Below are 12,733 nucleotides of genomic sequence, written 5' to 3' on the forward strand. Positions count from 1 at the left end.
ATCACCCATTCTGCACGATCCTGCTATACGCAGAATTTTATAATAGTCCAACACCCTTACCTAACGATGATCTTCCTCAGTGAGTTCCCGTAGGGTGTTTCGAGCAGTACGGCATATACGCCCGAAGGCAGTCCCGAGATATCGAAGGGGATGCTGTATGCGGTCTTTCCCTGACCTTTTTCGGATGCCATCAGGGCATTGTTGGCCAGGCTAAACACTTTTATACTGATATTGCCACGTTCGGTGAGGTTCACTTCAGCGGTGAACCTGCCATCGGTGGGGTTGGGGTAGACCAAGAAATCCTCGACCAGGCGTTGGCCGTTTTTGTTATCCGCTTCATTGATCGTTGGGTCATTGTCGATCACGATGATGGTCTTGGTCTGTTGTGCCATACATTCCCCTATTTTGGTAAGGATACCCACTTGATATTCCCCTGCCTCGGCGAATACGATCTCGGCCTCGTCGCTATCCTGTAGAAGTACTTGGGCCCCTTCGGGCAGGATCCATTCGGTGGTTTCGGGAAGGGGGTAGCTGATATCCACAAGAACGGCGGTTTCCCCAACGAAGACCTGGCTTGACACTGCAAGTTCAGCGGATATCTCATCGGAGCTCTTATCGATGGAGATACTACCGGTAGCGGTACACCCTGTAGCGGATTGCACGGTAACCGTATAATCACCTTTTTCACTCACTACAATAAATGGTTCCGCGCTTATAAACCCATTATCCGAGGTCCAGGAATAAGTTGCGGTGGCGTCTTCCACCGTTGCATCGAGTAACAGTTCCTGTTCGGCACAGAGTACCCGATTATCGCCTAGGTCAACGTTCAGGGGCAATGGATCTTCCAAAAGATATGTTCTTTCTATGGTACCGTTGGGCAGTCCGGTAATGGTCACCGAATATTCCCCGGCAGCCAGGTTCTCGATGCTATTGGTGGTTTCCCCTGTGGACCATGAATAGCCGTAATTGCCATTGCCTTGATTGACAAGCAAGGAGATACTCCCGTTGGATTCCCCTGAACATATCGGTTGCATAAGGGTCTCCTCAACGATATCGGGTTCGGTGATCTGGTATGTTTCCATAACTGAACAACTATTGTTATCGGTAATTACCACGGTATATGTATCCGCGCCCAGGTTTAATAACTCTGAGGTGTTTCCAATGATCGCCCCGTCGGAGGCCCTTGACCAGGATATGTCGTAGGCGGGTTGACCTCCACTGATTTCAAGGACGATACTTCCATCCATAGCTTGATATTCGGAGGCATCCATCAAGGAGACATTGCTGATCTCAAGGGGATTGTCGGGTGCCGATATGGTAATGGCCAAATCGGTGGAACAGCTGTTGGCATCCACCACTTCGATAGTATATTCACCAGCGGCCAAATCCGTGATATCCTCGGAATTGGCCCCATTGTCCCAATAGAATTCATAGGGCATTGTACCCCCACTGACCGAAATATCGATGGCCCCGGTCTCCTCACCGTTACATAATACGTTTATGGTATTTTCCAAGGTTATTTCCAGAAGGTCCGGTTCTGTCACTGTAATGGGATCGGAATCCTTGATGATCCCATTGGCATCGGTTACCCTAACGAAATAGGTCCCTGCGGTCAGGCCACCTATGATCTCACTGGTTTCGGGAAGAAGGTCATCGGATCCATCGGTGGTATCGAACCATTCAAGCGAATAGGGGGATACCCCTCCTTGAACAGTAGCCGTGATCTCGGCAAAATCGTTCCCGTTACATTCAAGGAAAACGGTCTGTGCCAGGGATACCAAAAGTTCCCCAGGTTCGGTAATGGTGAAATCCTGGGTAAAATAACAACCCGTGGCCAAATTTCCGGTAAAATTGTCATCGGTAATCACAAGGGTATAGGTACCACCGGGAAGGTCAGCGATATCATCACTGTTATCCGTAGGAGGGGTGAATCCGGCAGGTCCCGTCCAAACATAGGTCAATGCACCGGTGCCCCCAAAGGCGGTAATGCTTATGGCCCCATCGGTAGCATTTGCGGCGGACAAGGATCGTTGCAGGTCAAGGGTAATGGCAATGGGTTGGGGTTCGGTGATGGTGAAATCGACGTCCACGGTACATAGATTGGTATCCTGTACCCTAACGGTATGGTCGCCCGCTGCTAAACCGGAGAAGGAATTACCACTCTGATAGTTGATCCCCCCATCGATGGAATAACTGTAACCCGGTGTTCCCCCATCGGGGGTTATCACTACACCGCCATCTTCCGCACCAAAGCAAGTGACATCGGTAGTGAACGCCTGGGCGGTGAGTTGGGTAGGTTCGGTAAGGGTTACCGATTTGGTTACCGAAGGGTTACTGGTCTCATCACTAACGGTAAGGGAATATGTACCTGGTCCAAGATTTGTTAAGTCAGGTCCCGTTTGACCATTAATGATAGATCCATCCTTTTCCCATACATAATCAATGGTGCCTGTGCCTTGAGCGGCGGAGGTAATAGCCCCGTCATTAGCCCCAGAACAACTGATATTTGTCGGACTCAGGTCGGGAAGGTTCAATGGTCCCGGTTCTGAAACAAAAAAAGTTTGGGTAAGATAACAACCATCAATTGCCCCCTGATTGCCTGGGGAGGTGATCTCTACCGTATAATTACCCGTTGTTAACGCATCGATATCCTTTGTGGTCCTTGGGATTGTAATTCCAGGCCCTGTCCAACTGTAGGTATAAGGCGTTGCCCCCCCCGATACATCTATACTTATTTGGCCATCAGTGGCACCAGAAAAAGTTGCTGGGGTTACAAGGAAATCATCGATTTGAATCAAATCGGGTTCAATGATCTCTATTGTATCAGGAAGGTTATAAGTACATCCATTTTGGTCTATAATAGTTGCGGAATACGTACCGCTTGCAAGATTTTCAAACAAAGGGCTATTCTGTAATGGTCTACCGGTTATTTGATATTGTAAGCCTCCCGTTCCGCCGTTGGCACTGATCGTTATGGTTCCATCGGAATTTCCAAAGCATGATATTGGGGTTGAAATCGCTGTAGCATTTAAGGCTGCCAAAGGTCCGGCGATTTCTAAGGAGCCACTTGAAATTGGGCCGGCGTTGGAGGCATCATTTATGGTAAAAGAATAGTTGCCCACATTTATATTTTCTAAGAAGTCTTCTTCTCCTCGTTTGAGTTCAATACCTGTATCAACATTGTACCAAACAAACTCAAATGGGGGGGTGCCTGTGTAATTGGCGGTTATTCTACCCGTACTTTCACCAAAACACAAAATTGGATCTACAGTAGCTTCTGGCGTACCTAAACTTAAGGGACCTGGTTCGTCTATGAAAATAGTGTTTTCCAGTGTAGCGGTGCACCCCGAGCCATTGGTTTCCGAAACAATAACTTGATAATTTCCTGTTGGGAACCCTTCGAATTCATTGGCAGTAGCACCGTTTATCGGGGAGAAGGCACTTCCATCCTTATACCAAGCGTAGGTATAGTTGCCAGACCCTCCTGTTATGTTCAAAGTTATCGTTCCTTCATCACCACCATTAGTTGTAGCATCTGTTGAAGAGGCGGAAACCAAGAAATAATCATCAGGTTCATCAATAAAAATAGGGCCACCCGAAACACTACAATTACCATCAAATACTTCATAGGTGTGATTACCATATGAAAGTGTATTGTTGTCTTGAGGCCCTGGAGTAAGGGACCCGTCCCAAAACACCTCATAATTTCCGGTACCGCCCGATATATCGAGGGCTATTCGCCCGTTATTCTCCCCTTTACACTCAATATCCACGTTGTCGGAAACTGTTACGGTAAGAACATTTGTGATAGGATTTCCTGTATTGCGGTCTACATAATCAAGGTTATAGGTTGTTGTTGCTGTATTAAAGGCATCGTCTGTGACCTGTACCGAATAAGAACCTGCCCCTGCGTTTATTGTATTTGTATTGCCCGATAGTGGTGTACCTGTATCTATGTCCCCTTGGAACCACATATAAGAGAAACCTGTACCAGACCCATTCGTCGGGTTTGCCCTAAGTTGCGCAGTATCACCCTCACAGTTGATTTCGCCAATAGGGGAAATACTTACTAATAGAGGAGGAAAGGGCTCTAGGGTTATGGTTATGAGATCGGTATTACAACCTATGGCATCGGTTGCAAAAACAGTATATACCCCATACCCTAAGTTTTCCAGTCTGTTGGATGTTTGGGGTAGGGCAACATTGTCTTTTTTCCAATTGAAAGTGTATGTTGGATTGCCACCAGTTGCTGAAACCTCTATTGTACCAGCCCCATCTACGATTTGCTGAGTATAATCAGTTGTTAGCATTACGGGCCCACTAACTGGGTCTTCTAAAGTAATTGTTTTAGACACAAAACAATCTAGATTTCCTAGTTCTGCCACCTCGATTATATAAACTCCGGCACTCAAATTCGAAAAAGCAGGTGTAGTCTGTAGAATTGGGGCAAAGTTGTTGTCTGATGGTTTTTTTAAACTGTAGCGAAACATGCCAATACCTTGGGGTTCAATAGTAACAGAACCATCGTTCCCGTTTCTACAGAGGGGATCGACTATAATTTCGTTAAATAAAATCTCATTGGGCTCATCAATAGAAAAATCAGAACTAACCCCTTCAGCACTCCCGTCATCATACAGCCATTCTAGTCTATAAAGTCCATCTTCCAAACGGATATTGGGGCTAAAGGTATAACTTCTATTATTGAAATCGCTGGAAGTAAGCGTTATTTGTGGACCTACCGATGAGTAATCCGTTGCCGTATCTTTTTTGTAAAGCCCGACAATGAGATTTTTGGTTGGTTCCAGCTCTTCTTTTAGTGTCATGTTTATGCTAGCATCGGTTGCACCATAACAACTGGGGTTGTTAACTAGAGGCGGATCTTGTTCCAGTTCTGGCGGACAGGGCACAAAGCTATATATGATTTCATCCGATGTATCATAATCGTTCACAGGGTTTTCTACATATTCTACCCAAACCTGGAATGGTTCATTATAAGGCACATTGGCCAGAGCTCCTGTTCTAGTCAATAATGCATGTGAGGAATGCTCTGCGTATTCTAAGACGGTAACTTCCGATTCATTATTCAATCTAGCTTTTAATCTGTATTTAAAATTCCAAATGGGATCTACGACAGCAACATTGACACCATTACAATCAATTTGATTTGAGCCTGGGTAAATTCTATCTCGTAAGTCTATTAAATTCTCAAGTTTTAAAATGGTTGATTCTCTAACAGTAACATTTACGCAGCCAAAAAATTCCGTAGGTGGAATATATGCACCATAATATGGAACATCTCGACTTTCATTACATGTTTCTGTCATCATGTTTATATAAAAATTGGATGAAATTGTCCAATCGGTCACCGAAAAAGGGTATTCTTTGACTTCATCCATAATTACTTGATTGCTTCCCATGGTTGTTCCCATATCAGTAGAACCAACACTAACTAAGGTCCTGGAGCCTGGATTTGTTTTAATAGAATATGACCCAAAACTAGTGCCATTTCTAGGCACATCAACGTCTAAATCAAATTCTACCTTATATCTTGTAGTTTGAGCATTTACAAAAGAGAATATTGAAGCTGAGAATAACAGGGCCAATAATAATCTTATAAATCTTATATTCGTTTTCATAGGCATCATCTTAATAAACAACCTCCGTTTCTTGCCATTCACTAACTGTACCATCTTCAAAAATAGCCTTTAGGCCATAGGTGTATATAGTATTAGGTGTCAGTTTGGCATCAATAAATCGGGTGCGATTACCTGTAAAGGTTTGGTATAGGGAGAACTCTGATTCGTTTTGTTTTTTGTACAGTAGAATTTCTACTATATTACTGGCTTTTAATCGCCAATTTAAATGAATTATTCTATTATCACGGTCTACAGTATTGTTAAAACCACTAATGGCCGTCTTGGTCTGTTCTCCTAAACTAATAATCGAGATTGGCGGGGATGGTTGACTTTCAAGACCGGTTTGGTCGATGGCGATAACGGTATAATGATACTTTGTATTTCCTGCAATTGTATCGTCCAAGTAGTCATTGGTGTTTAAATCCGTAATCTCAAAAATCTTTTCCCACTTAGTATTTTCTGATAGATTTTTTTTACGATAGATGACATGTTTTACGACGTCTTCCGAAATACTATTTGTCCATGTTAATTGAATACCTTTTTCTTGTAATTCATAATTGGTGATAAGGGGATTCATTGGAGGTATTTTATCAGGTCTTTTCAGAGGCAAAACTTCAGAAGGTGCTGATGCGTTATACCTGTTATCTACGGCATCAATTTTATAATAAACGTTTTTGTTAAAGGATTTCAAATTGATGGTGTCTTTGTACAGGGTTTTCTGGATTTGGTACTTGTTCAAACGTGTAAACTCTTGATTCGGTCTGTTAGCGCGAAAAATTGTATATCCTTTTAAATCCAATTCCTCATTTTTGGCCCATGTTAGAGTAACAACTCCTGTTGAATCTATTTTTCCTGTCAGCTCTTTTGGTTGAGCAGGGGGTATGGAATCAATTGGTTGAATCATGCTAGGTGAAGAATCTATATAATCCCCGGCAATGCCTTTGGCCCTAATTTTAAAATAATTAATATCTTGAAGCTCACTATACTTGAATGTCCTAATATTGGGTTCTATGTTTTTTTTAATCTGGTTATAAGGGCCAATAGGTTTATCTGATCTTAAGATATCAAAACCGGTAAGTTTCCATGCCTCATCTTTTGCGAAATCCCATTTTAAAATTGCTTCCTTATCTGAAATAATTTCGCTCTCTTTTAATTCTGGAGCAACGAGCAATTTTTTATAAGCTATTATGGAAATGGTATCAGAGGGTTCGCTTATTTCATTAAAGATCGTTCTTCCTTTTATCCTATACCAATACTTCTTTTCATATACAGGGATACTATCGGTAAATGCTATACCACTAGATCGGGAATCCATTAATTTGGTTATTGGTGTGATGTTCAATTTCCTGAACGAAATACCATCATCAGATCGCTCAAGATCATAGGAGTTATAAAAATGGACTAGTGCGTCATATTCCCAAATTAGAACAAAGGCATCATTATAATAATATCCGGCAAAATCATATGGTTTAGGTAATTTAACTGGGTTTGATGTAGTGATGATTATACCTGTTTCTTTGGGTAGATTAGTACCCTCAGGGGCTGCAATTTTAATATTGTACATATATCTTGTATTCTCCTTAACGCTGTAGTCTGTAAAACCTAGTCCGGCATATTGTGCGGCAGTGTAGTCTTGGTCTATCGCGAACATTGAAAAAGCAAAACGTTGCTGTAGCTCAGAACTCTGATTAATAATTTGACTTACCTTGCCCTTATTTTGGGTATTGGTATCCAAAACAAAGTTTTCACCATAAATTGCTTGGGCTGCTACCCCGGCCATGTCATTCTTTTCTATGAGTTCTTGCCAATCGCTGAAGGGTCTGGGCTTAATTGGGCCACCTGAAAGAATCACCTCTTCTGGGGTGGTTACAGGGCTTCCGTTTTGTTCAAGGGTTATTCTTTCTACTAAATACCCGTATTCGTTGCCTAGTTTCCAAATATTTTTGTCATTGACCCCCCATCTTAGCATTATGGCATCATTGGTAGGTCTTGCCTGAATCACTAATTTCATTGTATTTGGAGTCTCATAGCTTATGCTATCTATTTGGGCATTTAAACCTGAAGCTACCCATAGAAAAAAGACAACTACTATATATTTTGATAAGTAAACCATTTTAGAACGCTTTTTCATAATCGATAGTTTCAGAGTTTCCAGTCGAGTTATTTGGTAAAATATAGCTGAACTCAACTTTATATGTGTCTTTTCTTGCAAATGGGAATCCAGTGAACATCAAGTATTTGTACTTTTCTCTTTTGTTGTCATCCACTCCAGGTTTGTATCGGTTTGAAATAGTATATTGTAAATGAATGTAATCCATATAATAAGTTATGGGCAATCGCCATCTGAATGGGAAAAGGGTTTTTAGCATGGGATGATTCGGTTGATTCGTGGCAAAAGTTCTATAGGTCTCTATTACAGACAGAGACCTTGTTGGAGGGACACCCAGAATATCGGGGTTGCGATTTACACTTATATCTCTGTCAAGGGGATACTCTTGATATAGCAGAGGATAGATATCATCCGTATAATATTTATCTGTCATAAGGGCATTGTAATTGATCAATGGTTTGTTGGCTGTATAAACCGTACCACTTATGTCATTTATACCAAAGGGTTCATAATCCTTTGCATGTAAGGTTATTTTTCCAACATAAGCAATTGATTCTGTTGTACCAGGGTATTCATCTAAATCAGTTATCGTATAGTTAGTATTAATGCTGCGCATTTTCTGTTTAAACGTGTTGTGCTTACTCGTTTTAAACGAAAAATTCAATCGGCTAATAAACGCTCCATTGGAGACACTGCCGGTAAGGGTATTGTTCGATATTTCCAAGTCTTCAGATATTTTTGTGAACTCCACCGTGGATAACACTTGATCTTCTTCTATGTCACCTGGATTTAAAGTAACCAAGGCATAGGTATAGTTGGTTTCATTGTTTAAGTTGGGTATGGAGAAATTCAGCCTTTTTTCGGAAGCATTATAGCTAAAAGAAGCTTTGGTCTTATTACCGGATTCATCTATGAAATATAATTCATCACTAAAACCATTACCGAAAAGATATTGTTGTCCCTTGTCCAATTGTACAAAGCCAACATTCGATTCTTTTGGGAGCATATACTGTTGGTCCACTATAGGGTACATGAATTCGATATTTTTGTAAGGGATTTTCCTTGGGGCATCCCCGGTCGTGAAAGTAACTACCTTTTCTTCGATAACTGGGATCCCTTCACTGGTTACAGCCACCCAATTGCCACTTATTTTTTCATCAAACGAAACCCGGACCAAAACAGTTATTTCTTGTTCTGGAGGAAGGATCTCATCGGTATTGTAAATAAGGATATCTTTCTCATTGTTATATTCAAAAGACCCTTGGAGTTCCGCTCCTTCAGTTTTAACTGATATTTCTTTTAGGCCAATGCGGTATGTTTTTCTTCCTTCATTATCCTCAAAAGGTATTTCACTATCGACCGGGGCATTGAAGGCCACTTGAATCGCATCGAAAACATCTACATCGGTTAGACCATCCCTAGGAGTAATATCAGAGATCATTACGATATCCGGCATACCGGTTTTTCCGATTATCTCACATTCTTCCCCAATAATTACCTTTAAGCGGGAATGGATTTTCACAACGCCAAGGACTTTTATATCTACACCGGCGTAACCTTTGATGAACCATGGGTTCGGTAATTGTGCTTGTGCCAAAACGGCAATACCCGCAGATAATATGGGTACTTTTTTCCTGATTCCGAATAGTTTGATCTGAGCGCCTATCTCACCTTGTAAATAAGCGTACATTTGACCGGTTGCATACCATCCATCCATACCAAGGGGGCCTTCTTTTCCTTTACAATGGGCATCCCCAAAATCGCGCATCATTAAATCAAATCCGGCACCGACGGTCACATCAGCATATATAATGTTCCAATCAAAGCCCATTCCCAATTCAAATTTAGCTCCAAAGGCGTATCCTGTACCCCTTGCCAATTCTTGGTCAAAATTTCTTCCGAACAAAAGTTCATCCCCTGAAAGGTGTAAGAGATTAATAACATTCTGGGGTGGTGCGGCGGGATCGGGTAAAATGGTACCCGTCATAAAATACAGGTTAACACCGGCTTTAAATGGACCAATGGGAATATCGGCCAGCCCAAAGCGGTGTGTTGGGGTACCAACGTAAATATACCAGTCCTCAGGGGCATTGTAGTATTCAAGTCTACCCAAGAGGTTCTTTTCCCCCTCTCCTCTAATGGTTCCTGCATTAAGGTATACGTCAAGAAGGCCCCAATAGGCCCTATTTCTGAAATCTAGATCAATGGCAACCTGGGCGGCAAAGAGTTCTTCGCCTGTCAATAGTTCAGGGAAAACGTTATCAGCGAAATACTTTAGGCCTTCTTTATCGATGGAGAGTTCGTGGAAATTTGACAGGGAGTTTTCCTTCGATGCTACGGTTTGTTGCATTTCATCTACAGTGCCGAAAGGGGTTTGGGGGTTTCCACCTTCACTTTTACCTTGTATGAGCATAGCTGCACCGTAAAAGCCTACTCGACTTACACCACCCCCGGCCGATTGGGAATTAAAGGAAATTTCAATACCTGCCAATGCGGTAAAGGAAGCTCCGTTTTTAACTTCGAACGCCCCCAAGGCCTTAAAGCCCAAAGAGGTATTGATATCCGGTTGATAATTAATGCCCGACAAGGATGTAGTCTCCTCATTCATACCGGCCTTGCGCATATGATGATAGACCCCACCACCAATATCGAAAATAGTGAAGTTCTTATTGTTGTCCTTAGTAGGTCGCCCATGACCATCTACGAACCAATAGCGATAACCGTCCGTGGCACCAAAAAGGCCTCTGGCCCCCACCTCAATACCTAAATCCTCAGCATATAATTGTAGGTCACCGGCAAAACCTTTACCGTAGACAGGGTTGTCTTCAAAGAAAGATAAGCTACCGTAAAATTCAAAAGATTTACGTTTTACATCAACTTCTACATCGGTTACCTTAATACCATTGTACTTCCACTTTAATAAATCCCCTTCATCAAGTTTACCTAGGATCTGTAGACCAACATCACCATGAATACCTTCGCTATCTAGATTCATGAAACAGTTAAAACCTAAAATTGCATTATCTTCAGTATCAGTTGTAAGGTTAATATCGTAAAAACCAAGTTCAAAACCAGCTATTTTCGGTAAAGTTATATCATCTTTAAAACCTGCATACTTTACCGTTAAATAGGGTCTTTGCCGTGATTGTATTTTTAAATCCTGAAAAGATAAACCTTCAAATTCCAAATCCACTACAGAAGTGGAGTCATTAAGGGATTCTGATGATAGTGAGTTAAATTGGTCGTCTTGGCTTGGCCGTACAGACATTAATCCTGTTAAATTTGCCTCGGGGTAAAATCGGTTATTTTCTACTTCAAGAGTTATATATGAACCTTCAAAAATCTTTGCTTTCGCTTTGAAAATATCAAAACTTACATCTTCAACAGCCTCTACGTTAACAGAGTAAAACTGATCTGCAGTAATCAAACCTTTATAGGCCAAGGTGCCACCTGAAGAATTTTGATCACTTATGGGTAAGACGATTTCCCCATTAAAACCGGCTTTTATAAAGCGATTAACTTTTAAATCCACTCCAATGGAATCAACCGAAATCTGCCATTTGCTGGCATCACCTTCGTTAATATCTAGGACATTGGTGGCGAAAAAATCTCCGGATACCCCATAATTATCTATGAATAGATTACGGGCACCGATAGAGATCCGTTGTTCCGAACCTTTCTTTTTAAATTCTGGAGGAAGGGTAACCCTTACTTCTTGTGAATGAAAGCCGCGCCATAGATTATCATTACCTTGTAATAGCCCTTGGTTCTTATAAATATCTGGAAAATCGATACCTGCCACATTTTGGGTGTCGCTCAAATCCAAAATGGTGTTTTCCATTTTAAAACCCCAGTTGGGCAGGGCCTTTAGTTCGAACATAGGTAGGTTCAGCTCTATTAGTAAACCACCAAGTTCATCGGTTTCCAAGGAAAAAGAGGTGCCCAAATAAGTATCGTTGTCTTTTGGTGATTCACCTGTTCCCGGCTCAATACTGTTTGGGAATTTATGGGTCCCGTCCTCGTTTATGGGTATGGCAACGGATTTTGCAATTCGAACATCAAGGTTCAAGCCTATTTTTTTTACCTTACCCTCACAGTCGATATCTATATACGTTGATCCGGTACCCTTCCCGGTTTTGGCATCTTTTCCTCCTTTAAAGATGAATAACCATTGTCCCCCGTTCTGGCCCACATAGGCATCTTCCAATAGGGTTAGACGGGCTTCGCCGTAAATTCCCCCATCTTTGGAAATTTTTACATCGTTGGCAACAAAAAGTAAATTTTCCACCCCTAATTCACCCAAGTTTAATTTGGCGAACATATCTACTACGGTATATGTGGGGTAGTACTCCATTCGAACAATACCCAGTGTAATATCTGAGCTGGCCGTAATACTTTTATTGATGCCTACAGGTAATTGGGTCACTTCATTACCTCCGATAATATTTATGAAGTTTTGGTTTTCTTTCAATATTTTGAATACGTTTTCACCGGCTTCGAGTACTTCTTTTGAGTTGTTGTCCAGTTTGGCCCTAGCATTCGCTTTAAGCTGATCTACATATTCTGTGGTAAATTCCGAGAGTATTTTTATAATACCATCTTTTACGTTACTGGTATAGTTATCCAGTTCTGGAAAACTTTTGAATTTCCGGTTTTCAACTTCTGAGGTCAATTGTACAGGCGTTGCTTTTTCTTTCTGCCAGCGCTCCATTATGGGGCTCATTTTAGTATGACCCAATGGGGCGGTTTTTAAAGAATCGGATTTTTTAGTGGTAACCGAGTCTTTGGATCCGTATAGGTGTGTGACATCCCCCGCCTTGTAGGTAACCCCTTCACTTCGGCTGCGCTCAATGCAGGCATAGGAGGAATTGGTTGGGTTGGCACTAAGAAGGCCGCACCAAAATATTAGGATGATATATAGGTAGCTGTTTTTCATACTACTGGGTTAGGATTGTATTTTATGTTTGTTTCTCTTTAGTATTTTACT

The 12,733-nt window shown here is 41.7% G+C and carries 3 protein-coding genes; all 3 read right to left on the reverse strand.

The window, feature by feature from the left end; genetic code table 11:
* Window positions 1–56: 56 nt before the first annotated feature.
* From R3X28_RS03415 to R3X28_RS03425, 3 genes are read right to left on the reverse strand one after another with little or no spacing between them, the layout of a single operon-like run.
* Window positions 57–5,636: a T9SS type A sorting domain-containing protein gene (locus R3X28_RS03415; protein WP_317662404.1), complete on the reverse strand. Its 5,580-nt coding sequence runs from the start codon at window positions 5,634–5,636 to the stop codon at window positions 57–59.
* A gap of 10 nt (window positions 5,637–5,646) precedes the next feature.
* Window positions 5,647–7,767 carry a hypothetical protein gene (locus R3X28_RS03420; protein ID WP_317662406.1) on the reverse strand — a complete coding sequence of 707 codons (2,121 nt, stop codon included), beginning with the start codon at window positions 7,765–7,767 and terminating at the stop codon, window positions 5,647–5,649.
* Window positions 7,751–12,682 carry a hypothetical protein gene (locus tag R3X28_RS03425; protein WP_317662407.1) on the reverse strand — a complete coding sequence of 1,644 codons (4,932 nt, stop codon included), beginning with the start codon at window positions 12,680–12,682 and terminating at the stop codon, window positions 7,751–7,753. Before R3X28_RS03425 ends, R3X28_RS03420 begins: the two co-directional genes overlap by 17 nt.
* Window positions 12,683–12,733 lie beyond the last annotated feature (51 nt).

It is taken from the genome of Maribacter sp. TH_r10 (assembly GCF_033101095.1).
Classification (GTDB): Bacteria; Bacteroidota; Bacteroidia; order Flavobacteriales; family Flavobacteriaceae; genus Maribacter_A; species Maribacter_A luteus.

Coding starts and splice junctions, on each gene's coding strand:
- R3X28_RS03415 (WP_317662404.1), bottom strand. CDS start 5,636: ATGAAAACGAATATAAGATTTATAAGATTATTATTGGCCCTGTTATTC.
- R3X28_RS03420 (WP_317662406.1), bottom strand. CDS start 7,767: ATGAAAAAGCGTTCTAAAATGGTTTACTTATCAAAATATATAGTAGTT.
- R3X28_RS03425 (WP_317662407.1), bottom strand. CDS start 12,682: ATGAAAAACAGCTACCTATATATCATCCTAATATTTTGGTGCGGCCTT.